This window comes from Pseudoalteromonas sp. S3785, from assembly GCF_005887365.1.
In the GTDB taxonomy this organism is placed as follows: domain Bacteria; phylum Pseudomonadota; class Gammaproteobacteria; order Enterobacterales; family Alteromonadaceae; genus Pseudoalteromonas.
The window spans coordinates 1-24,502 of record NZ_PNCT01000076.1; the positions used below are offsets into that span (position 1 = coordinate 1).

The 24,502-nt window shown below is 41.1% G+C and carries 21 protein-coding genes and 2 tRNA genes; 6 read left to right on the plus strand and 17 right to left on the minus strand.

Going from position 1 to position 24,502, the window contains the following annotated elements; genetic code table 11:
• Positions 1-27: 27 nt before the first annotated feature.
• The 6 genes from CWC17_RS16750 to CWC17_RS16775 form a co-directional block, all read right to left on the minus strand.
• A tRNA-Cys gene (locus CWC17_RS16750) sits at positions 28-101 on the minus strand.
• Between the two features lie 27 nt (positions 102-128).
• Positions 129-204: transfer RNA gene (locus CWC17_RS16755), tRNA-Gly, on the minus strand.
• A gap of 208 nt (positions 205-412) precedes the next feature.
• Complete coding sequence (pgsA, locus tag CWC17_RS16760; protein WP_055013860.1) at positions 413-958, minus strand: CDP-diacylglycerol--glycerol-3-phosphate 3-phosphatidyltransferase; 546 nt, start codon at positions 956-958, stop codon at positions 413-415.
• Positions 959-1,000: 42 nt separating this feature from the next.
• Entirely contained in the window at positions 1,001-2,824 is a 1,824-nt protein-coding gene (gene uvrC, locus CWC17_RS16765) for an excinuclease ABC subunit UvrC (protein WP_138614159.1), read from the minus strand.
• A gap of 11 nt (positions 2,825-2,835) precedes the next feature.
• Positions 2,836-3,486 (minus strand): UvrY/SirA/GacA family response regulator transcription factor, encoded by a 651-nt coding sequence (gene uvrY, locus CWC17_RS16770; protein WP_004589511.1) that lies wholly within the window; start codon positions 3,484-3,486, stop codon positions 2,836-2,838.
• 158 nt (positions 3,487-3,644) lie between these two features.
• Positions 3,645-4,796 carry a dicarboxylate/amino acid:cation symporter gene (locus CWC17_RS16775; protein WP_055017281.1) on the minus strand — a complete coding sequence of 384 codons (1,152 nt, stop codon included), beginning with the start codon at positions 4,794-4,796 and terminating at the stop codon, positions 3,645-3,647.
• Between the two features lie 371 nt (positions 4,797-5,167).
• On the opposite strand from CWC17_RS16775, the gene cysK reads away from it, so the two are divergent.
• Both cysK and CWC17_RS16785 read left to right on the plus strand, forming a co-directional pair.
• Positions 5,168-6,136 (plus strand): cysteine synthase A, encoded by a 969-nt coding sequence (gene cysK / locus CWC17_RS16780; RefSeq protein ID WP_138614161.1) that lies wholly within the window; start codon positions 5,168-5,170, stop codon positions 6,134-6,136.
• Between the two features lie 145 nt (positions 6,137-6,281).
• Entirely contained in the window at positions 6,282-6,716 is a 435-nt protein-coding gene (locus CWC17_RS16785) for a hypothetical protein (protein ID WP_055013864.1), read from the plus strand.
• Positions 6,717-6,794: 78 nt separating this feature from the next.
• On the opposite strand, the gene CWC17_RS16790 is transcribed toward CWC17_RS16785, so the two are convergent.
• Positions 6,795-9,071, minus strand: coding sequence for an acyl-CoA dehydrogenase (locus tag CWC17_RS16790; protein ID WP_138614163.1), 2,277 nt, complete (start codon positions 9,069-9,071; stop codon positions 6,795-6,797).
• A 167-nt stretch (positions 9,072-9,238) separates the two neighbouring features.
• On the opposite strand from CWC17_RS16790, the gene CWC17_RS16795 reads away from it, so the two are divergent.
• Positions 9,239-11,086, plus strand: a complete 1,848-nt coding sequence (locus CWC17_RS16795; protein ID WP_138614165.1) for a M2 family metallopeptidase — start codon at positions 9,239-9,241, stop codon at positions 11,084-11,086.
• Between the two features lie 82 nt (positions 11,087-11,168).
• Here CWC17_RS16795 and CWC17_RS16800 read toward each other — a convergent pair whose 3' ends face one another.
• From CWC17_RS16800 to CWC17_RS16835, 8 genes are all read right to left on the minus strand, one after another.
• A complete protein-coding gene (locus CWC17_RS16800) occupies positions 11,169-11,972 on the minus strand; it encodes a putative porin (RefSeq protein WP_138614167.1) in 804 nt (267 codons plus the stop codon).
• A 470-nt stretch (positions 11,973-12,442) separates the two neighbouring features.
• On the minus strand, positions 12,443-13,237 hold the full coding sequence (locus tag CWC17_RS16805; RefSeq protein WP_138614169.1) for a putative porin: 795 nt from the start codon (positions 13,235-13,237) through the stop codon (positions 12,443-12,445).
• 197 nt (positions 13,238-13,434) lie between these two features.
• Positions 13,435-13,809, minus strand: a complete 375-nt coding sequence (locus CWC17_RS16810) for a PH domain-containing protein (RefSeq protein ID WP_004589518.1) — start codon at positions 13,807-13,809, stop codon at positions 13,435-13,437.
• Positions 13,809-14,717 carry an ABC transporter ATP-binding protein gene (locus CWC17_RS16815; protein ID WP_138542644.1) on the minus strand — a complete coding sequence of 303 codons (909 nt, stop codon included), beginning with the start codon at positions 14,715-14,717 and terminating at the stop codon, positions 13,809-13,811. The genes CWC17_RS16810 and CWC17_RS16815 overlap by 1 nt, the downstream gene beginning before the upstream one ends.
• Positions 14,714-15,541, minus strand: a complete 828-nt coding sequence (locus CWC17_RS16820) for an ABC transporter permease (RefSeq protein WP_138542645.1) — start codon at positions 15,539-15,541, stop codon at positions 14,714-14,716. The genes CWC17_RS16815 and CWC17_RS16820 overlap by 4 nt, the downstream gene beginning before the upstream one ends.
• A gap of 164 nt (positions 15,542-15,705) precedes the next feature.
• A complete protein-coding gene (locus CWC17_RS16825; protein ID WP_138614171.1) occupies positions 15,706-16,884 on the minus strand; it encodes a cystathionine beta-lyase in 1,179 nt (392 codons plus the stop codon).
• Positions 16,885-16,893: 9 nt separating this feature from the next.
• On the minus strand, positions 16,894-17,817 hold the full coding sequence (gene nudC / locus CWC17_RS16830) for an NAD(+) diphosphatase (RefSeq protein ID WP_138542647.1): 924 nt from the start codon (positions 17,815-17,817) through the stop codon (positions 16,894-16,896).
• Between the two features lie 152 nt (positions 17,818-17,969).
• Positions 17,970-18,473, minus strand: coding sequence for a LabA-like NYN domain-containing protein (locus CWC17_RS16835; protein ID WP_055013872.1), 504 nt, complete (start codon positions 18,471-18,473; stop codon positions 17,970-17,972).
• Positions 18,474-18,639: 166 nt separating this feature from the next.
• Here CWC17_RS16835 and CWC17_RS16840 point away from each other — a divergent pair, with 166 nt between their 5' ends.
• Positions 18,640-19,263 (plus strand): hypothetical protein, encoded by a 624-nt coding sequence (locus CWC17_RS16840; protein WP_138542648.1) that lies wholly within the window; start codon positions 18,640-18,642, stop codon positions 19,261-19,263.
• On the plus strand, positions 19,263-20,006 hold the full coding sequence (locus tag CWC17_RS16845; RefSeq protein WP_138542649.1) for a DUF3307 domain-containing protein: 744 nt from the start codon (positions 19,263-19,265) through the stop codon (positions 20,004-20,006). Before CWC17_RS16840 ends, CWC17_RS16845 begins: the two co-directional genes overlap by 1 nt.
• A 148-nt stretch (positions 20,007-20,154) precedes the next feature.
• Here the strand turns inward: CWC17_RS16845 and CWC17_RS16850 are convergent, their stop codons facing one another.
• Both CWC17_RS16850 and CWC17_RS16855 read right to left on the minus strand, forming a co-directional pair.
• Positions 20,155-21,549: a DEAD/DEAH box helicase gene (locus CWC17_RS16850; RefSeq protein ID WP_138542650.1), complete on the minus strand. Its 1,395-nt coding sequence runs from the start codon at positions 21,547-21,549 to the stop codon at positions 20,155-20,157.
• 289 nt (positions 21,550-21,838) lie between these two features.
• Positions 21,839-22,678: an isopenicillin N synthase family dioxygenase gene (locus tag CWC17_RS16855; RefSeq protein ID WP_055013875.1), complete on the minus strand. Its 840-nt coding sequence runs from the start codon at positions 22,676-22,678 to the stop codon at positions 21,839-21,841.
• A 266-nt stretch (positions 22,679-22,944) separates the two neighbouring features.
• Between CWC17_RS16855 and CWC17_RS16860 the strand changes: the two genes are divergently transcribed.
• Positions 22,945-24,147, plus strand: coding sequence for a bifunctional alpha/beta hydrolase/OsmC family protein (locus tag CWC17_RS16860; RefSeq protein ID WP_055017271.1), 1,203 nt, complete (start codon positions 22,945-22,947; stop codon positions 24,145-24,147).
• Positions 24,148-24,502: the final 355 nt, after the last annotated feature.

Sequence of the window (24,502 nt, forward strand, 5' to 3'; positions counted from 1 at the left end):
GCTATTTAAAGCATGTGGAGTGTTGAATGGAGGCGGAACCCGGAGTCGAACCGAGGTGGACGGATTTGCAATCCGCTGCATGGCCACTCTGCCATTCCGCCAAACCGTTGGACAACCTAATGAAAACTTGGAGCGGCACACGAGGCTCGAACTCGTGACCTCGACCTTGGCAAGGTCGCGCTCTACCAACTGAGCTAGTGCCGCATTATTATTTAATTATCTGCGTTATTCAACATCTTGCGATGTTTGCGCTGGTAATTAAGTAACTTTGGTTTTCTTTATCTTAGGGGCTATGCCCTCTCAACACGGACGCATTCTACAGAGATTATTAAACGCGTCAACACAAAAAATGCCACTTTTGAACTGTTTGATTATTTTTTATCTAAAACGGTGCGTTATTAGACGTTTACAATCAATTTTTGGTCAATTCACTCCATGCGGCCATTAAATATTGCACCATAGAACTCAGTGTTAAATAGGTGGCTATATACAATAAGGCAAAACTTAAATAGACCATCCACGTGTCAAATTGCCATATCAGGCCAATAATCGCTAGCATTTGCGCTGCGGTTTTTATTTTGCCCATATTTGATACTGCTACATTGCCACGTTTACCTTGTTCGGCCATCCATTCGCGTAATGCAGAGATCACTATTTCACGGCTGATAATAATAAGCGCGGGGATTGTCATATACATAGACTGATAATGATCAGAGAGCGCAACAAGTGCAGCACACACCATAACCTTATCGGCTACCGGGTCTAAAAATGCACCAAAAGGCGTAGATTGCTCTAGCTTTCGCGCTAAATAGCCATCAAGTATATCGGTAATTGATGCTAGCCAAAAAATAAAAGCGGCAGCAAAAAACGCCCAGCTATAAGGCAAGTAAAATATCACCAAAAATATGGGGATAAGAAAAAGTCTAAAGGTTGTGAGTGTGTTTGGAATATTCCACATAACTACTTGGATATGTCTTTTTTTCTATATTCGCATGAAGGGCTAGCCCTTGTCATGCAAATGGTTAAATATCTTCTCAGCCATGTCAGGACTGATCCCAGGAACTTTTTTTAACTGTTCTATATTAGCAGCTTTTACCCCTTGCATGCCCCCTAAATATTTTAATAATGTTTGGCGACGCTTAGAGCCTACTCCGTTGATCTCTTCTAATAATGATTGCGTGCGCTGTTTTTGGCGCTTATTACGGTGCCCTGCAATGGCAAATCGATGCGATTCATCGCGTATATGCTGGATTAAATGAAGCGCTGGCGCATCCGAATCCATAGGAATCGTCTTTCGCCCGCCATCTATTAATAAGGTTTCAAGGCCTGGCTTTCTGCTTGTGCCTTTTGCTACACCCACTAACAACGGCATTTTAGCATGTGGCCACGTAGCAAAGTATTGCTCAGCACGGCCTAGTTGCCCTTTACCACCGTCAATAAATATAACGTCAGGAATTTTATCTTCATCTACCACTTTGTTATAGCGCTTGTTAAGTGCAAACTCCATCGCCGCGTAATCATCACCGCCGGTTATACCTGTCACGTTGTAACGCCTGTACTCTTTGTTATTTGGCCCTTGCGAATCAAATACAACACAACTGGCTACTGTGTTCTCTCCCATGGTGTGGCTGATATCAAAACATTCCATTCTGTTTATATCATCTAACCCTAGGGTCGCTTTTAATTGTGCATAACGTTTGTTTATAGAATCTTGCGTACTTTGTTTTACGGTAATGCTGTTTAGTGCATTTTTATTAGCAAGCTGGAGGTATTGTGCTCGCTCTCCCCGGGTAACCACTTTAAGCGATACTTTGCGCTCACTAATTTGCGTAAGGGCTTCACTCAATGCACTACTTTCTTCAATCTCAAACGGTAAAATAATTTCTTTTGCTATGCGCCCTGTCGCACCCGGCGCTAAATAATATTGCCCTAAAAACGAAGTGAGTATTTCCTCTTGGCCTGAATCTTTAGGCACCTTAGGGAAGTAGGTTTTACTGCCTAACACTTTATGATCGCGGATCATTAATAAGTGAATCCCATTTAGTCCATTTAAGTGTGCAAAACCCACCACATCCATTTCAGCAAAATTACCTGAAATAGACTGTTGCTCCTGCATTTTGCGAAGCAGCATGATTTGGTCACGCACTTTTGCTGCAAGCTCAAAGTTAAGATCTTTACTCGCCGCTTCCATTTTTTTTATTAAATCGGCTATTACTTCGTGCGACTTGCCCGTTAAAAACTTACGTACATAATCAACTTGTTCGGCGTACTCTTGCTCCGTCACTTTATTAACACACGGTGCGGAGCAACGCTTTAGCTGATACTGCAAACACGGACGGCTTCTGGCACGGTAATAGGCATCTTCGCACTGACGAACCGGAAATATTTTTTGCATTAAACGCAAACTTTCTGACACTGCACCAGCGCTTGGGAAAGGCCCAAAGTACTCGCCTTTTACCTTGCGGCTGCCTCTATGAAAAGCTAAACGCGGATGTTTATGACTGGTCAGTAATATATAGGGGTATGACTTATCATCACGTAATAAAATGTTATAACGCGGCTGATATTTTTTTATAAGGTTGTTTTCAAGCAGTAGCGCTTCGGTTTCGGTGTTTGTGAGCGTCACTTCAATATCGCAAATATTACTCACTAACACACGGGTTTTGCTGTCGGTTAGATTAGATCTAAAGTAGCTACTTACCCGTTTTTTTAAGTTTTTAGCTTTACCGACATAAATAACTTGATGTTCACTATCAAGCATACGGTATACACCCGGCTCACTTGATAGCGTTTTTAAAAATTGGGCGTGATCGAATTCAGACATAAATTAAAAAATTAGTGAGATACGTCTATATCAATCATTTTATGGCGAATAGCCAAATGAGTAAGCTCTACGTCGCCTCCTACGTTTAATTTTTCAAACATACGGTAACGGTAGCTATTTACTGTTTTTGAACTTAAATTTAAGCGCTCAGCAATATCTTGTGCTTTTTCACCTTTGGTGATCATGAGCATAATTTGTAGCTCGCGCTCAGATAAGCTTTGAAAAGGGTTTTCGTCGGTACGCCCTGTTACTTGCGCCAGGGCAATTTGCTGTGCAATTTCAGGGGCTATATAACGCTGTCCCGCATGAACAGAACGTATAGCACGAACCATTTCATCAGAACCCGCACCTTTGGTTAAAAAGCCATGCGCGCCAATTTGCATCACTTTTGATGGAAATGGGTCTTCGCAATTAACCGTAAGCACAATAATTTTTACGTCTGGGCAATAGCGACAAATCTTTTTAGTAGCCTCTAAGCCGCCCATACCAGGCATGTTCATATCCATTAATACAATATTAGGTGCGTGCTGGCGACAAAACTGTACCGCAGCCTCTCCATCTTTAGCTTCGCCTACCACTTTAAAACCACGTACGTCATCTAATATACGTTTTATACCAGTTCGTACCAGCTCATGGTCATCAACTAAAAGCACATTAATCAATGTAATACCCTCATTAACCTAACAATACGCGACAAACAATCTAATTTGCCACATTACCACAGTTAAAGCGAAACAATAACTAATATTATTGCTTCGCTTTAGGTTTACTCATCTTTTAGCATTATTTTACTACTGCTAAAAACCAGTACTTTAGCTTTTTATGACGCTGCTTTTTCGCTAAAACGGTCTACCCAAAGGGCAATAATACCATCGCCTGTAACATTACATGCTGTACCAAAACTATCTTGCGCAAGGTAAAGAGCAATCATTAATGCAACAGCCCCTTCGTTAAAGCCAAGCATGCTGGTTAATAAGCCCAGCGCCGACATTACTGCTCCGCCAGGTGCACCTGGCGCTGCAATCATGACTACCCCTAACATCATAATAAACGGCAGCATCCCCATTAAAGAAGGTACTTCCATGCTTGGCGATAAAAACATTACGGCCATTGCACACGTCACAATCGTAATGGTAGAACCCGATAAGTGAATGGTAGCGCACAGTGGCACGGTAAAGTTTGCTACATCTTCTTTTACGTTATTAGCTTTACTTGATTGCAACGAAACTGGAATTGTAGCCGCGCTCGACATTGTCCCCAACGCTGTAAAATAAGCAGGCAGCATATTTTTAACTAACTCCAACGGGTTACGTTTAAGCAGTAACCCTGTAGAAACATACAATACGGTTAACCACAGCCAATGCATAACAAGTGCTGCAATAAGCACAACACCAAAGGTTTGCAGTGTATCTACCACGGTACCAGCTACGGTCATTTCTGCAAATACACCCGCTATATAAAATGGTAACGCTGGAATAATTACTTTAGATAATAATGCATCGATTACATCGCGACCCTGATCAGACACTTTTTTAAGTGTTTCTAACTCAAGTTGGCTCATGCCTATGCCAAATACGAACGCAGTCACAAGGGCTGTCATTACCCCCATCAGCGGTGGGATTTCTAAATCAATAAAACTGCCAATTTCTGTAGCTACTTCAGCTTCAAATGTAATATTTCCACTTAAAAGTGGGATAACCGCACTTACCAGTAAAAATGCAAGCGTACCTGCAATTACTGTAGAGCTATAAGCAAAGCCAACTGTTTTACCTAATAAATGGCCTGACCCTTTAGGCAAGCCAGCAATTCCCGAAGCAATAAAAAATAAAATAATTAATGGGATGGTAAAAGATATGAGCTGGCCAATAAGTTCTTTAATAGTAAATAAAAGCTCAACACCAGTGAGAGGCACATAAAGCCCGACTAAAATACCGGCCACAATACCGGCAATTAATTTTAAGATTAACTTCATTGTGATTGCTTAGTTGAATTGAATATAGATAGTGTGTTTTTAACATGTTTTAGACGCGTTGTGTGATAAAAGTATTCAAGTTATATTCATGTGCACAAATAACACACAAAATCGTCTCGATTATTAGCCTATCCCACGCATTTTTTAACTAAGTGACAAGGTTTACTCTTTAAATTTAAAAATAAGCCCGCATTCTTAATAACTAAAGCAACAATAATAACTAATTTTTATTTCGGCTAGTTATAAGCTCAATAGATATATGTTATAGCCAAACTTTACTTTAGTTTTTTTAAACTCGCAGTAAAGTGTATTTATATAGTTAATAGCAAAGGCTATTAACACATTGATCAGATTGTATCCAAAGGAACATTATGTCTACTATTTTTGAAGATAACTCACTAAGCATTGGTAATACACCACTGGTAAAACTTAATCGCGTAACAGGCGGTAACGTTTACGCTAAAGTAGAATCGCGTAATCCTAGCTTTAGTATTAAATGTCGTATTGGTGCATCAATGATTTGGGAAGCTGAAAAATCAGGTCAGCTTGTTGAAGGTAAAGAACTAATTGAACCTACATCGGGTAATACAGGTATCGCCCTTGCATTTGTTGCAGCAGCACGTGGTTACAAATTAACACTCACCATGCCCAATACAATGAGCTTAGAGCGCCGCAAACTATTAAAAGCATTAGGCGCTAACTTAGTGCTGACAGATGGTGCTAAAGGTATGAATGGCGCAATCGAAAAAGCAAAAGAAATTCAAGCAACCGATCCAGAAAAATACATTTTATTACAACAGTTCGAAAACCCAGCTAACCCTAAAATTCACTTTGAAACAACGGGTCCAGAAATTTTTGAAGCACTTGATGGCAATATCGACTTTTTTGTAGCAGGCGTAGGCACAGGCGGTACTATTACAGGTGTTAGTCGTTACCTTAAAAACGAAAAAGGCCTAGATGTTAAAGCGATTGCAGTTGAGCCAACTAATTCACCCGTTATTAGCCAAACGCTTGCAGGCGAAGAAGTTAAACCAGGTCCACATAAAATACAGGGCATTGGCGCTGGCTTTATTCCTGGTAACCTTGACTTAAGTGTGATTGATGCTGCTGAGCAAGTATCAAACGAAGATGCGATTGCAATGGCTCATGAACTAATGAAAAAAGAAGGGATTTTAGTAGGTATTTCTTCGGGCGCAGCGGTTGTTGCCGCTAAACGCTATGCTGAAAAACCAGAAAACGCGGACAAAAACATTGTGGTAATTTTACCAAGTGCAACGGAGCGTTACTTATCAAGCCCAATGTTTGCTGAACAATTTAGCGAGCAAGAATTAGTACAGTAAACTTCTCTCCTTGAGATACTAAAAAGGATGCTTATGGCATCCTTTTTTATTATTTATGATTCGATTTTCTATTTATTACGCGGTGCTGCTTTACATCTTGTTTAATTAATCACACACTTTAAAAAATTAATTAAAAAAATACACCATGAAAAAAATAACAACTTATTTAAGTTTTATAGTTTGCATATTTTTAACCGCTTGTGGCGATAACGTGCAAACACTGGGCGACTCACCCGGCGACACAGCCACTGCCTACTTTGATGCGTTATACAATCAAAAAGATTTACAAAAAGCCAGTACAATGGCCACCCCAAACCTCAGCCGCATAATGAAATCTTACGGCACCGCTAAACAATTTGCCCGAAACTTAGTCAACCTACAATACGATGAAGTTGTGATTGAAGTCGATATGACCAATATGAGTGTGCGCGAGCAATATGGTGATAACGCCAAAATAAATCTAATTTTTACCGGTTATTTTAATGGCGATAAAATTGACGATATGCGCAGCGTAAAAATGCTTCGTAAAAAAGGGAAATGGTATATAGACAAAATAGTGGCAGATCCTTACGCACGCTAAACGCGAGCTGCAAATACTCAATTATAAAAAAGGCCTCACATACGAGGCCTTTTGCATTTTAGCTAAATGTGAATTTGATCAAAGCTCACCAGGTTGGAAGTTATCAACCGCAATGGCTTGTTTTCTTAGTTTATTGGTATGGTGCATTGCATCGGCATCAGCTTGCTCTAAAAAGCCTTGCTCTAACGCATAATTAATCGCGCCTTCTATATCCAGTGTCGCAGGTACCTTACCTTTTCGCTGCCATTGTTTTAAGTCTTTAAACTGTGTTTGCATATCGTGCATCGCTAAAAAAGCATTTTCCATCACGCCCGTGCCCGCATTTTCATCTACATAACATAAGTGCGTTAAACGGTTTCTAAACACCCCTGGTTGCGTCATATGCTCGCAAATACTTTGGGCTGTTTCATCACTTGGCTTGTGGTAATGATTCCCCAGCGGAAACACAATGCGTTTAAGTAAAAAGTTAACCACCGGGTTTGAAAAGTTTTTGAAAAAGCCATCAAACGCTTGGCCAATTTCATACAATGAGTTTTCAATTGCGTATTTCACAAACGGTAAGTCAGCTTGCTGACGACCTTCGTCTTCAAAGCGCTTTAACACTGTAGACGCTAAATATAAATGACTTAGTACATCACCTAAACGCGCTGAAATCATCTCTTTACGCTTTAGCTCGCCACCAAGTACCAACATGGCTACATCGGTTGTAAAAGCAAGGCCACGGCTCATTCTGCTTAGCTGTTTGTAGTAAACAGCGGTTGCACCACACACGGGCGCTTTAGCAAAACAACTACGTGTTAAGCCATGCACAAAAGCCATGCCTGCATTACTGGCTGCAAATAAAATATGCTTCATCAATAAACTATCAAATTGATCAAGTGCTGCATCGTCGTCTTCCATTGCGGCAGCTTCCATTTCTTTTAACACAAACGGATGACAACGGGTGGCACCTTGTCCAAATATCATTAAGTTACGCGTTAAAATATTAGCCCCTTCAACCGTAATAGATACCGGAATGCCCATATAACCATGGGCTAAATAGTTATTAGGGCCCACTTGTATTCCTTTACCTGAGTGAATATCCATTGCATCGTTCATTACCGTACGGCCCATTTCGGTCATATGGTATTTTGCGATGGCGGTCACCACCGAGGGGCTTAATTTTAAATCAATGGCACCGGCAGTCATTAACCGTGCTGACTCAAGTGTATATGTTAATCCGCCAATACGGGCTAGTGCTTCTTGTACACCTTCAAACTGGCCAATAGATACACCAAACTGCTGGCGCACCATGGCGTAAGCAGAGGTCATTTTTGACGCTAAATGCCCTGTTGCCGTACTCAGTGCTGGCAATGAAATACCGCGCCCAGCACTTAAACACTCAACCAGCATACGCCAGCCTCGTCCTGCACCTTGCTCACCACCAATAATCCAATCTAGTGGAATAAATACATCTTTACCGTAAGTAGTCCCGTTCATGAATGCCATATTTAATGGATAATGGCGCTCGCCGGTTTCTACCCCTTCGTGATCGGTAGGAATTAGTGCGCAGGTGATACCAAGCTCTTTTTCATCACCAAGTAGCCCATCGGGGTCATACATTTTAAAAGCAAGGCCAAGTACAGTTGCAATAGGCGCCAGTGTAATATAGCGCTTAGACCAATTTAAACGCAGGCCTATTACCTCTTCACCATTATGCTGGCCTTTACACACTACACCAGAGTCAGGAATGCTGCCCGCATCAGAGCCCGCTTCTGGGCCAGTAAGTGCAAAACACGGCACATCTTTACCGTTAGCAAGTGTTGGTAACCAGCGCTCTTGTTGTTCTTTTGTACCGTAATGTAGTAATAATTCGCCTGGGCCTAAGCTGTTAGGCACCATAACCGTCACAGCCGCAGTTAAGCTTTTTGTGGCAATTTTTGACACTATGGTTGAATTAGCAATGGCAGAGAACTCTCTCCCACCAAATTTTTCAGGAATGATCAGCGCAAAAAAGCCTTCTGTTTTTAAGTAATCCCAGACTTCTTTTGGCAGGTCTTTGTCTTTTTGTACAATTTGGTAATCATCTAGCATCGCCAGTAGCGTGTTAACCTCATTATCCATAAAGTCACTTTCTTTAGCACTAAGCTCAGGTTTAGGAAAGTTATGCAGTTTTTGCCAATCTGGGTTACCACTAAATAGCTCACCATCCCACCATACATCGCCGGCTTCCATTGCCTCTCGCTCAGTTTGCGAGAGCGGCGGAAGTACCTTTTTAAACATTTTAAACGTAGGACGGCTGATCAGGTTGAGGCGAATATCTTTGACTGCAAAAATAACCACCACCACGACCAGCAATATTATAAATACCGACATGAGCACATTCCTTTTACATTGAATGAAAATAGTAACTTAATTATGACCCATCTTAGTTTAAATACAATCATTGCGCGATGTGCCACACGCCTTAACGTATTAATTTCATTGTTTTAAACATCGCTGCTATTATCACTTTCTTAATAATAATAAACCAAAGGAATACAATGAACACACCACGCTTTAAATTAAGTATGAGCGCCTTAATAGTCGCAAGCACATTAGCGCTGAGCGCCTGCGAAGCTGAAATAGCCATAGACACTACCGATTCAGCACAATCAGAGTCTTCTCTTACAAAACAAGATGCCAATGCGTTTATTGCCAAAGCCGAGCAAGAGCTGAGCGAACTTTACCTAGAGTCGAGCCGCGCTGAGTGGATTTACGCAAATTTTATAACACACGACACCTCGGCGTTATCTGCCGAGGTTAATCGTAAAATGACAGAGTCGGTCGTACGTTTAGCTAATCAGGCAGCCCAATTTGACGACTTAGCGCTGGATTACGATGCACGTCGCAAGCTTAATAAACTTAAACTCGCGCTTACGTTACCCGCTCCACAGGACGCTGAAAAAACAGCTCAGCTTTCAACTATTGTGGCAGAGCTAGGTGGTTTATACGGTAAAGGTAAATATTGTAAAGACGATGGCAGCTGTTTAAGCCTTGGTGATATGACCGCAAAAATGGCCACCAGCCGTGATTACAACGAGCTACTTGATTTATGGCAAGGGTGGCGTCAGATTTCAAAACCTATGCGCCCACTATACGAGCAACAAGTAACCCTAACAAACGAAGGCGCTAGAGAGCTAGGTTATGCAGATACCGGCGCAATGTGGCGCAGCAAGTACGATATGCCCGCCGATGACTTTACAACCGAGCTTGACCGCATTTGGGGGCAAGTAAAACCACTATATAACTCCCTACACTGCCATGTACGTGCTAAATTAGGTGAAAAATACGGCACCGACAAAGTGCCACAAGATGAGCCTATTCCTGCGCATTTATTAGGAAATATGTGGGCACAAGCATGGGGTAACATTTACGATGTAGTCGCGCCAGAAAACGCCGATCCGGGTTACGATGTTACCGAGCTATTAGCTAAAAATAATTACGACGAGCTTAAAATGGTAAAAGGGGCTGAAACCTTTTTTACCTCAATGGGATTTGAGCCACTGCCAGAGACCTTTTATGAGCGCTCACTGTTTGTAAAACCAAAAGACAGAGATGTGCAGTGTCATGCCTCAGCTTGGAATATAGATAGCAAAGACGATTTACGTATTAAAATGTGTATTCAACGCACCGGCGAAGAGTTTTCTGTTATTCACCATGAGCTAGGGCACAATTTTTATCAGCGAGCTTACAACAAACAGCCGTTATTTTATCAAGAAAGTGCCAACGATGGTTTTCACGAAGCCATTGGCGACACCATCGCTCTTTCGGTTACACCGGGTTACTTAAAGGAAATTGGCTTACTAGAGCAAGTACCTGATGAGTCAAAAGACATTGGCTTACTAATGAAAATGGCGCTAGATAAAGTCGCCTTTGTGCCCTTTAGCTTAATGGTTGATCAATGGCGCTGGCAGGTATTTTCAGGGCAAGTAAAGCCACAAGATTATAATAAAGCATGGTGGGAACTACGTGAAAAATACCAAGGTGTGAAAGCGCCTATTGCACGTAGCGAAGATGACTTTGACCCTGGTGCTAAATACCACGTACCAGGCAACACTCCTTATACACGTTACTTTTTAGCGCATATTTTACAGTTTGAATTTCACCGTAGTTTATGTGAAATCGCCGGTAACGATAAAGCTATTCATCGCTGCTCTATTTATAACTCAAAAGAAGCAGGCGAAAAACTAAACGCAATGCTTGAAATGGGCTCATCTCGCCCATGGCAAGAAGCCCTTGAAACGATTACAGGCAAACCGCAAATGGATGCAACCGCCATGCTTGATTACTTTGCACCGCTGCAACGCTATTTAGATGAGCAAAACAAAGGCCGTAATTGCGGCTGGTAATATAATTAAGCTCAAACATTAAAAACAACAAAGCCCGCTCAAATGAGCGGGCTTTTTATTCATATTCTAATTTTTAGTTAAATTAGAACTGTAAGCTTAGATTTGCGAAGTAAGCATCGTAATCAGAATCATCCCAGTTATTGCCGTAACCTGCTTCTAAACCAACATTATTATTGAAGAAGTGTTGAGCACCAAAAGTGTAATCATCGTTCTTGTTAACTGTCACAAATACTGATGTTGCTTTACTGAAATAGTAGTTAGATGCTAATTCCCAGTTACTTGAACCGCCATCAACATCTTCAAACTTACCTTCAACAGTTAAGTAGTTACCTTGCTGTAAATCAACAAAGTACTTTGCTGCTACTGCACGGTAGTCAAACTCATCATCTGCTGTTACTGTAAAGCCGATATAATCAGTGCTGTTTAGTTCGTGGTTATATGCTAGGTCAAACACAAACTGATTGTCAGCATCTTCTACATCTACAAACGTTGCTTTTAATACAAGGTTTGGGTTAAAAAAGTAACCAGCAGAAAGTTCAATTACGTCTGTGCTTGAGCCAAAATCCGTATCGAAATTATTGTACTGTGCACCTAATACGAAATCTTGTACAAAATACTCACCGCCAATGTTAGTAACATCTACAAAATCATTATCACTGTATGAACCATAAACATTTGTTTGCTTATTGATGTACTTAAATTGATCGTAAGGACCTAATGTCGCTTTTGGAGAGAAATAATAAATTGAGTCAACACTTACAGTGTCATCACCATCTACATCCACGTATCCTACATGGCTGATTGATTGGTAAGTATCCGCAGCCATTGCAGTGGTTGCAGCGCTTGATAATAAAATGCTCGAAATGATAACGGCTAATTTTTTCATTTTTAATTCCCTATAAATCTTATTGTCTATGCTTAGGCTCTCTAGCCAAAGTCGGGGCGCATCCTAACAGTATAAAATGAACAAAAAATGAATGAGCGAACAAATTAAACTCTATACTAGCCACTCACATTGTTAACAGTTTCGAATAAATGTAAATATAAAATGCACCTTAAATCTATCAAAGAGTTATGTGTCATCATTTAAACCTAAAAAGTAACAATTAAGGTACAAACTATCGCTAAACTGAATCCAACTTAACTATTCGATAAATCTCACCAATGTAACTTTCTTCAGTTATATTTTTTTCATTTTTTAAAAAATTATTTTTAATTTTAAAAATTAACTTAGATGAGCAGAGCAAAAGCCGTAATTGCACTTGATAATACTTTTATTACGGTTTATTTAAGTTAAAAACAACAAAGCCCACTATAGTAGCGGGCTTTTTGCTTTTAATTAAGTACAGGGCTTAATTAAAACTGAAAACGCATGTTTGCAAAGTATGCATCGTTATCAGAGTCATCTGCATTGTTCTCGTAACCTACTTTAAGACCAATGTTTTTATTAATGAAGTGCTGAGCACCAAAGCTGTATGTATCTTGCTTGTTGTAGTTAGCAAATACCGAGGTTGCTTTTGAGAAGTAGTAGTTAGTTTCTGCTACCCACTGGTTTTCTGCATCCTCAATGCTCTCGTATTTACCTTCAAACGTTAAAAAATTACCTTGTTGTAAGTCAATAAAGTATTTAGCTGCAACGGCGCGGTAATCAAAATCGTCATCTGCAGTAAGTGTTACACCTACGTAGTCTGTGCTGTTTAGCATGTGGTTGTATGCTAAATCAAATAATGCAAAGTCATCACCGTCTTTGTTTTCAACAAGTGTTACTTTTGCTAGTAAGTCAGGGTTGAAAAAGTAACCACCGGTTAGTTTGTAAAGTTCACCGTTAGAGCCCGTGTCTGGGTCAAGGTTTTCGTAAGAAGCACCTACTAAAAATTCATTAATGAAGTACTCACCACCAACATTCGTTAAATCGCCAAAGTCGTCATCAGCGTAGCTGCCGTATACGTTAGTTTGCTTATTGATGTATTCAAACTGATCGTACGGACCTAACGTTTTTTTAGGAGAAAGATAGTAGATAGAGTCTACAGCAACGGTATCGTTGTTATCGCTATCTTTATAGCTTAAATTACTGATTGAATTGTAGCTGTCTGCAGCAGCCGCAGTGCTAGATAATAAAATGCTTGAAATAATAACTGCTAATTTTTTCATTGTAAGACTTCCCTTTGTGCATTGCTTTTATGCTTTAGCTCATTGACTAAAGTGGGAACATGCTAACGCTGGGAAACTGAATGAAAACTTAATTAACTAATTGTATTTATTAAGTTAATTGTAAGGAGATGTAAGAAACTGTAAATTTAAAGTAGTTGCAACATATAGTCAACAACTACTTAAAACATGTGCATTATTTAAAGTGCATGCTGGCTAATTACACGATAAACCTCATTAATATTATCGCCCGATTTAAATTCTTTACTAATAGGCGTTGGATCTGACCCTATCCAAATTTTAAGCTCGGCGTCTAAGTCAAAATGCCCTGCACTTTCTTTACTAAACTTAGTAATTTTAGAGTAAGCAATACTCACCATTTCCATTTTAGAGCCGGTCATACCTTGCTTATCAATTAAAATTAAACGCTTATTAGTAAAAATAAACATATCGCGAATCACCTTATAGGCTTTTTCTACTTGTTCGCCATCTATTAGCGTATTGGCAAGCACTTTTTCTAAATCAGAATCATCTACTTCGCTTGCGTTACCCATTAAACCACTGAGTAGTCCCATTATACTTTCTCCTGCTTAAATATTTGATTTTCTAATGTGTGGCCATTTACCAACTGCCTATATTGCCAATTTTGCTGATGGCAAAAGTTTAATAAAGCAATATCAAGTGGCTCACCGATTGGTTGGTACTCAATCACGTATTCTTTGTGTTGGCTCATATACACACGGCTTACACCAGCTAACGCTTGTAGTTGCTGCTCAACATTTTGATACGCCTCGCTGAGCATTAAGGTATAAAAGTGTGTATCGGTATTATTCTCTTTAGTTTGATGCTCACTCAGAATGCCTTGATCTAAATGCAAAACTTGCGAGCATAGGCGCTCAAGCTCTGTTAAATCGTGCGAGCTTAAAATAAAGGTGGCCTCGCTACTTAAGCTTGATACCAGCTCGCGCACCTCTCTGGCATGAATAGGGTCAAGCCCTGCTGTGGCCTCATCAAGCATCACTATTTTTGGCGCGCCAATCAACGCTTGCGCTATGGTTACCCGTTTTCGCATACCATGAGATAAATCGCCCGCACGCTGTTTAGCGACTTCTTTTAAGCCAACTAAATCAAGTACGCGCAGCGCTTCATTATGGCTTTGTTTAGCACCCATACCTTGTAACTTGCCATAAAACGCCAGTTGCTTATCTATATTAAAACGTGGATCTAACTGCGCATCTTGTGGCAATGCACTCACTTGGTTAAACAATGCAGCGCTTCCAGGCTTATGTCCTAAAATACTCAGCTCACCATGGCTTGGGTTAATATAGCCGCACAATAAACTAAATAATGTGGTTTTACCGGCACCATTGGGGCCCACTAGCGCAACTGGCGCACCTTTACTAATTTCAAAGTTCACATTATTAAGTGCTTGCTTTGCGCCATACGATTTACTCAAGCCGCTGGCTTTTATTAATAAGCTCATAGCGAACTCCTTGTAAATATTTTATGTGCAATAGCGATAAATACAGCGCTTTGTATAAGTGGTACACCTAATGCGCTTAATAAAGGTAAGTTTTGTCCCGCTAATAACTCAGAGTTAACACCTGGGAATATATAATCGAGCGCATTTAAAGCCGGTACCTGCCATGCCAATATTCCTACAACAATGCCACCACCAGCAAAATATAAAATAGCCAATACAATGGCTAAACGTGATGAGCGAGCAAAAGTATTTATTAAACACATTAGTGCGACAAATGGGCTAAGCACTATTACCATGACCATAAAAATAGAAAGTGCGCGCATAAAGCCGCCCATTAACAAGCTGGGATCTCTATAACCAAGCACACCTAGTGTGGCAACAAGGGTTATAGCTAATAAACACGCCAATACACCAAGTTGCCCTAAAAAACGGCCAAATAAAATTTCAAAGCGCGTAGCGCGCAGCGATATAAACCTTAGCGTGCCACGCTCTCTATCGCCAACGGTTTGATCGCTTGATATAAAAATAGCAAACAGCGGAAAGCTATACAAAGCAACCAGCCAGTACATAGCAAATTCGGCTTCAGGCCAATCAAGTAACTTACTTAGGCCAATGCTGCCTGAAATATCGCGCACCATTTGTTCAAAATCAGGTGCACTAATAATGCTAACTGCTTGCCCTATTGGGTAGCGCAATATTAATAACCAAACTAGCGCAAAAGCGGCCATAGCAATTAAGCCGCGTTTAGTTAAAAACATACGTACTAGCTCAAAGCCCGCTATTTGGGTTAATCGCCCTATGTTTAGTAATGATGATGTTGCCATTGGCTTTCCTTAATGACGTTGCTCATGCTTTAAAATTAAGCGTAATATAACCACAGTAAGTGTAAACACCTTGAATTACCAGCAAAAAAAAGCTCACCTTAAGTGAGCTTTGTAACAAACCATTTAAATGTAACAGGCCAAACTCTGTTTATTTTGGCCAAATTTTATAAATGCTGCTGATATACTTTAAGCGCTTGGCTTAAGTCGTTAATTAAATCATCAACGTCTTCAAGGCCAATATGTAAGCGGATCACTGGGCCTAAATCCCAACCGGTTTTAGAGCGAAGCCCTTTCATGGTTAAATTAGCCGTCACTAGGCTTTCAAAACCGCCCCACGAAAAACCCATCTTAATATGCTCAAGGCTATCTAAAAATGCATCTATAGCTTTTTGGTTACCGGTTTTCATTACAAATGAGAACAACCCATTGCTGCCATCAAAGTCGCGCTTAAAAAATTCATGCCCAGGGCAGGTTTCAAATGCAGGGTGGCGAATATGATCAACTAACTCATGTTGCTCAAGCCATTTTGCCACCTCTATAGCCGCCTTTTCGTGTTGGTTTAAACGCACCGCCATTGTACGTAAACCTCTAAGCGCTAAATAAGCATCATCGGCACTAGTGCACTGCCCTAATAAATACGACTGTTCTCGCAAAATTGGCCAGTACTTTTTATTTGCCACTGCGACACCCATCATTACATCAGAATGGCCAACAATGTACTTAGTTGCTGCTTGAATACTAATATCCACGCCGTGCTCAAGTGGGCGGTAATGCAAGCCATTGCCGTAGGTGTTATCTAGCATGGTCATAATATTATGCTCATTGGCTACTTTAACCATAGCAGGCACATCTTGTATTTCCATGGTAATAGAACCTGGCGATTCTAAAAATAGCACCTTTGTGTTTGGCTGAATATACTCTTTAATACCCGCGCCTATTGTCGGGGGGTAATACGTGGTTGTTACCCCAAGGCCTGCTAAAATTTTATCGCAAAAATCACGCGTTGGTTCATACACGTTATCAACCATTAATATGTGATCGCCCGCTTTTACAAACGACAATAACGCTTGGCTTATTGCCGCTGCACCGCATGGGTAAAGCGCGCAGCCTTCGCCGCCCTCAAGCTCAGTAATCGCTTCTTGCAGGGAAAAATGCGTACTTGTGCCACGCCGACCATAAAATAAAGTTTTATCGCCGCGGGTTTTAGCCGCGTTTTTTAAATCGGCCACGCTATCAAATACAATCGTAGAGGCACGTTGCACCACAGGATTTACTACACCATGGGTATAGGCTTTTTTACGCCCTGATGACACTAACTGCGTGTTTTTATTTTTGCTCGACATTATTAATCCTTAAACCTTATTTGTAAGCCATTGTTCAATTAAAAAGCGCGAAATTGAATCGACCCGCGGGAGTTTATAATGATCGCCTTCATCGCCCATATTGCCAAACGCCCTCACTTCTTCGCGAGTAAACCATTTAGCATCGTCTAATTCGTCTTTATCTACGTTTATTTGTTCAGTTTTAGCCTCTGCAATAAAACCTAGCATAATAGATGAAGGAAAAGGCCATGGCTGAGAAGCAATGTAACGTACATTTTCAACATCAACGCCCGCCTCTTCTTTTACTTCACGCGCTACAGCTTGCTCTAGTGTTTCACCTGGGTCTACAAAACCCGCCAATGACGAATACATGCCTTGTTGCCATATTGCTTGGCGACCCAATAAACAGCGCTCTACGCCATCTTCAAATACTTTAGTAACCACCATTATTACGGCCGGATCGGTTCGTGGGAATGTAGGGTGTTTACAGTGCTCGTTTTCACATAGGCGTGAGTGCCCTGCCTCTACTAATGTATTTTTACTGCCACAACGCCCACAAAAACTATGCGTTGCATGCCAATAGCATAAACCGCGGGCTAAAGCGGCTATAGAGCCATCTTGTATATCAAGCAGAGGGCCATATTGACGTATATCAATAAACTGTGCGTCGCCTATAACGTGATTGAGTTCGTCGTCGTGTATAGCTGAAACATCTAATGCAAACACACCTTGTTGCTCGGTATTTGAGCCTAAATAAATAGCGTTTGATAAATCTAAATGGGCAATTTGCTGATACGTTAAGTAGCACACCTGAGCGGGGTCTTTATAAAGCAAAGTGTGGTTATTATTCACCAAAAGCCACTTACTTTGTGCCGACATTTGTGCGTTTAACCACGCAGCGTTTTTACGAAAATTAGACCCGCGGTCCAAAGGCATGTCGCTGTAATAAAGCATGTGAGTCCTCAATAACATGGTATGTCGTAAAATTACCATAACCGCTAAGTAAACCCAATTTATTACAGTAATAAAAAAAGCCTATATTAGCTTTATAGGCTCTTTATTAAAAACTCTCATGTTGCAGGCACTTAGCTGCTATATTTCACGCTTTAAAGTAGCAAATTGTCATCAATTAAGTGAAACTGCTCAGCACTTTGTTTAAGCACCTCAGCGGTTAACTTATCGGCGCCGTACACATCGCATGGTACATTGTATTGATTTTTTAAATGCCCGAGCAATAAAGCAAAGTCGCCATCACCAGAGAGTAAAATAACTTTATCGAGGTTTTTACCTTGCTCTAGCATATCTATGGTTATGCCTACATCCCAATCCCCTTTTGCGCTGCCGTCACGGCGCTGAATAAACGGCTTTAGTTTTACCTCAAAGCCAATAGCACGCAAAATATTTTGAAACTGGTTTTGTTTTTCGTCACCACGGTGAATAGCATACGCGAACGCGCACTCTATTGAGTATTGCTGTTTCATAAGCGCCCAAAATGCATTGTAATCAAAGTTTTTACGGTAACTTTCGCGGCACGTGTAATAAATATTTTGTACATCAACAAAAATACCGACTCGTGGCTTACTAGTTTGCTGATCGTTTTGTAAAGTCATTTGTTTCCTTAAGTACTCACAATTCAGCGTAGCTGAAATAAATAGCTATTAACGAGTGAGCCTTGCAATTTTGTTTTAAGTAACCTAAATTGGTTACTTAATTAAATGTAACCAAATTTGGTTACCTGGTTTTATGTAACTGCATTAAGTTACTTTTTGGATTTTTATGATTGGTGTGATCAGCGGCGATATAATTAAATCGCAAAAAATACCTAAGCAACAATACGATGACATGCTTTATCAGTTAGCGCAAAGTTTGCGTGCAAATTGTGACAAATCATCATTGTGGACCATGTACCGAGGCGATGCCTTTCAGCTACAAATAAACCAAAGTGAGCAATTAATAAAAACCGCTATTATTATTTATTTGCATTTAAAGTCGGCAGGTTATGAGCTACGCCAAAGCATGGCCTTAGGCGAGGTAGATAACCCACGCAGTGATATAAAAACAGCCACCGGCTCGGCCTTTGTGCTCTCTGGGCAAGGCCTTGATAAAATAGCCAACCAGCGCTTTACTTTACAGGTAGCAAAGCACAGCCTAGATGAAGGCTTTAGCCTTAACCTTGCCTTTGTAGATACTTTGCTTAGCAAAATAACGCAAAAACAAGCTAATGCGCTATACGTGTATTTAACTCAAGCCGATAACAGCCATGCAGCTTTATCAAAAGAGCTCAATACCAGTCGCGAAAACGTGACTAAGTTATTAAACCTAGCAAATTATCAGCTAATAGAGCGCTTTATAATACATGCTAAGCAGGTCATAACCACGATTTCAAAAGGAAGTGAGTAATGGGGTTTTCGTTATTATTAGTGGCATTGATTATAGGCCACCTAGTCAGTGACTTTTTTTTACAACCAATGAGCTGGGTAAACGATAGAAACACCCATCACTTTAAAGCTAAAAAACTTTACCTGCATGTATTAGTTCACGGTGTGGTGAGCGCCATTATTTTAGCGCTTTGGGAGTATAGCTATGGCTGGCAACAACTAAGTACCGTGTTATTTTCCACAGTGGCAATTATGCTTAGCCACTACCTAATAGATATTGCTAAGTCTTACTCAAATAAAGGGGTTGTGCCCTTTTTACTCGACCAAATAGCGCATATAACGGTAATAATAACACTGTGTATTTATATAACTGATAACCAAAGTTTAATTGCGTACGTAAGCGCACTTGCCACTAACCCGAAAGTACTTTGGGTTGTATGCGGATATTTAATTATATTAAGCCCAAGCGCCGTATTTATAAGAATGATGCTTGAAAGGCTCACCGCTAACTTTTCTAGCGAAGGGAGTTTGCCACTGGCCGGACAAAGCATTGGTATGCTAGAGCGCGTATTAATGCTGAGCTTTATATTACTTGATCAATTTGCGGGGCTTGGCTTTTTGCTTGCAGCCAAGTCGGTATTTAGGTTTGGTGATTTAAGTGCCAGTAAAGATAAAAAGCTCACCGAGTACGTTATGCTTGGTACCTTATTAAGTGTAAGTGTTACCTTGTTTGTAGGTTTAGCCGTTAATTCGTTGATTCGTTGATTCGTTGATTCGTTGATTCGTTGATTCGTTGATTCGTTGATTCGGTAAGTGTAAATTTCAGATAATAAAAAACGCGCTACTTCTTTTAAAAGGTAGCGCGTTTTTTTATTGGCGTTTAATTAAAGGCCAATACAATCATTAATAATGATTAATCGTTATTATTTGCACGACGACGGCGTTGGCCATTACCGCCCACTGATTGACGCTTTGCCCATGGGTTTTGTGCATTATCATCGGTTTTAGCCGCTGGTTTTTTAGAGCCACCACGGCGAGGTCCTGTACCGTTGCCGCCATTGTTAGGCTTTTTACCGTTCGGCTTATCAGACTTAGGTTTGTTAAACGGCTGCTTTGCTTTTTTAGGCTTTTTAGGTTTAATTGGACGCGCATCTAATGCGCGCTCAGGTACGGGGCTAGTTGGTTCAAACCCAGGCTCTTCAGCGCGAGGGATAAGCTCACCAATAAAACGTTCAATACCGTATAAGTCAGCAGCGTCATCGGCTGTTACAAATGAAATAGCATGCCCAGATGCACCAGCACGGCCTGTACGACCAATACGGTGCACATAATCTTCGTATACATTTGGTAAGTCGTAGTTAACCACATGCGGTAGTTCAACAATATCTAGACCACGTGCCACTATATCAGTCGCTACAAGTACACGTACTTCACCGCTTTTAAAGCCATCTAATGCTTTTACACGGGCACCTTGTGATTTATTACCATGAATAGCAGCGCCTGCAATGTCGTCACGCTCGAGTTGTTTAACTAAACGGTTAGCACCGTGCTTAGTACGGCTAAACACTAATACTTGTTGCCAATCGTTGCTACGAATTAAATGGCTTAACAAAGCTGTTTTACGCGATTTATCAACCGCATAAACGCTTTGCGTTACGCTTTTAGCCGTGGTGTTTTTTGCCGCAACTGATATTTCAACAGGGTCATTAATTAGCCCTTTTGCTAACGCACGAATATCATCTGAAAACGTGGCCGAAAACATTAAGTTTTGGCGTTTAGGTGGCATTTTAGCAATCAGGCGTTTAATGTCGTGAATAAACCCCATATCAAGCATGCGGTCGGCTTCATCAAGTACCAGTACTTCAACGCTATCAAACTTAACTGCGTTTTGATTATGTAAATCAATTAAACGCCCTGGCGTTGCCACTAAAATATCAACCCCTTTACGAAGGCGCTGCATTTGTGGGTTTATTTTTACGCCGCCGTACACTACAAACGAACTTACATCAGAGTGCTTAGCGTATTCTTCAACGTTTTCGCTTACCTGCAAAGCCAGCTCGCGCGTAGGCGCTAAAATAAGGGCACGTACGTGGTTGCTTTTTGCTTTATTGCCTTTAGATAACAGCTCAATTAGCGGTAACGTAAAACCGGCGGTTTTACCTGTACCTGTTTGTGCGGCCGCCATTACATCGCGACGTTCAATAATTGCAGGAATTGCTTGAGCCTGAATAGGCGTTGGCGTTTCATAGCCCTTTTCTAAAACCGCGTTAACTAAAGACTGTGATAAACCTAAACCATCAAAACTCATAAAATCTCTCAATAAAATAAAGGCCAAACCGGCCAAGGGCGCATTATACGCAACTAACTTAGAAATGCATGGAAATATTCACTTTGCCAAATAAGCTCCTATCGCAAAAAAGCGAATAGCAATACAAAACAGCACGATGGCATTAAAGCAGGCACGTTTTTATTAAATTAAAATATGTACTACCTAGGGGCGATTAAATCGCAGCGGGGGGATAACCCAATGGGTTATGTAAAACAACAAAAGCGGCTAAAAAGCCGCTTTTGAATAGATGCCATTTAAAAAGCAGCTATTATTTAACGCCTAGCTCGCGTAAACGCTCTTGTAGGTAGCTGTCTGCAGTGTAGCGCTCAGAAAGCACAACATCAGGACGTGGGTGTAAAAACAGCGGTAAAGAAATACGCGACTTAGTCGACGCTTTACCCGTTGGGTTAATTACACGGTGAATAGTCGATGGGAAGTACCCGCCCGACGCTTCTTGTAACATGTCACCAATATTAATAATTAAGCTACCAAAGTCACATGGCACATCTAACCAACCGCCATCAGTTTTTTGAACTTGCAGGCCTGGCTCGTTTGATGCCGGTAACACTGTTAATAAGTTAATGTCACCATGTGCTGCAGCGCGAATTGCACCTGGCTCTTCATCACCTGTCATTGGCGGGTAATGTAAAATACGTAACAATGTTTGCTCAGAATCAGCAATCATGTCTTTTAAATCGATAGAAAACTTAGCACGTACATCGGCTGGTGCCTCTGCTTGAACCCAGCTTAAAAGCGTTGCTGCAAATTCGTTAGCTAAGCGGTAGTACTCACGTACGTCGGCTTCAAGCTCTGCAGGCACGCGACCTTTAGGGTAAACATGAAAGTACTCTTTAATGTCTTTAACTGTAAAGCCTTTAGCTACCTCAGAGACAGAAGGCGGGAAATAACCGTCTTGTGTTTCTTTAGAAAATAAAAAGTCGTGCTTTTGCTCTGAATTAAAAAAGTCTTGCCATTTTTCGTAAATAGACTCAACTAAAGATTGCGGGATTGGGTGATTTTTTAATACACCAAAACCGGTGTTTCTTAACGATTCAACAAATTGAGCAGCCGCATCGGGAGCTTTATAATCAACAGTAGGTAATTGCATTGTACGTTCCAGTGAATAGGTTGTAAGAACAGTGCCGCTTTAAATATAGCTAATATGCCAAAATAAAGTAGCAAAGCCTTAATTATAGCGCTGTGCGAGGATAGACAAACCACCCCAAAAACATAAGGACAAATGTCCGCAAGGTGAATTAGTGAACAACTTACTTGATCGAGATCAAAGTATAAAAAACATTGAAATTGCACTCATTAGTGCTTATATCTTATCTATTATTGTAATGTATTTTCATGAAACACTAAGGCTCTTCTATGCGACAAAAAGTATCTTTTAAAAGCGGCGATTTAGAACTGGCAGGCCAGCTTGAGCGCCCAGCAGGAGATGTAAAGTTTTATGCTTTATTTGCACACTGCTTTACCTGTGGTAAAGATATTGCTGCCGCCACACGAATAAGCCGCGCCCTTACCCAACAAGGTATAGCCGTACTGCGCTTTGATTTTACCGGTCTTGGTAATAGTGACGGCGACTTCGCAAATAGTAACTTTTCATCCAATATTCAAGATTTAGTGGCCGCAGCCGATCACTTGCGCACACACTTTGACGCACCACAACTGTTAATTGGCCACAGCTTAGGCGGCGCTGCCGTACTGGCTGCTGCAGAGCATATTCCTGAAGTATCGGCTATTACAACCATTGGCGCCCCTTCAGATGCAAAACATGTTGCACATAACTTTGAAGCCCACTTAGATGAAATTAACGCTGCAGGCGAGGCAAAAGTGAGCTTAGCTGGGCGCGAATTTACCATAAAAAAACAGTTTGTAGAGGATATAGCAAAGTACGACCGTAGCCACATAGGAAAATTAAAACGCGCGCTTTTAGTTATGCACTCCCCTGTTGATACCACGGTTAATATTTCAGAAGCCGAGAAAATCTACGCATCTGCCAAGCACCCTAAAAGCTTTATCAGCCTCGATAACGCCGACCACCTGTTAAGCAATAAAGACGATGCCGAGTACGCAGCCACGCTCATTGCTAATTGGGCAAACCGCTACGTTAAGTATGAGCAAAGTAACTACAGCGCAAAATTAGAAAACGGCAAAGTACTGGTTGAAGAAAAAGACCACATATTTACTCAGCACGTAAGTACTAAAGATCATACATGGCTTGCAGATGAGCCATTAAAGGTAGGGGGCAGTAATTTAGGCCCCGATCCATACGACCATATACTCGCAGGCTTAGGCGCATGCACCTCAATGACATTGCGTATGTATGCAACCTTAAAAAAGCTGCCGCTTGACCATGTAAAAGTAGAACTTGAACACACCCGCGACTACTACCAAGATTGCGACAACGGCGAATGCACGCAAAACCTAGAGGCCATTACTCGTAAAATTACCCTACGCGGCGACTTAACTGAAGCACAGCGCCAACGCCTACTAGAAATAGCCGATAAATGCCCAGTGCATAAAACCCTGCATAACAGCCCAATTGTAGTAAGTGAACTAGTTGAGTAACTAAAACAAAAATAGCGCAGCTATGGCTGCGCTATTTACTAGGGCCTGTTTACCTTTCGAGGTTGAATTTACAGCAGTCTGTTTGGTATTTAGGCAAGGCAGAGCCTATGTAGTGTGGTTCTTCCCCATAAATAGGCGATAACGACGTATAAATGCCAAACAGGCGCTGCCCAAAGGGTTCTGCCCAGGGGCCATTTACTCTTTGTTGCCTACATGGATGTAGGTAAGGGCGTGAGCAGGACGCGGAAGCTTTACTCGGTTTTTACTTAGCCCACTAGGTTACAATCCTCACGCCGCGATTTAATCGCGCCTAGATTGACCAAATTTCAATCCACAAAGATCAACCCGCCCTAGT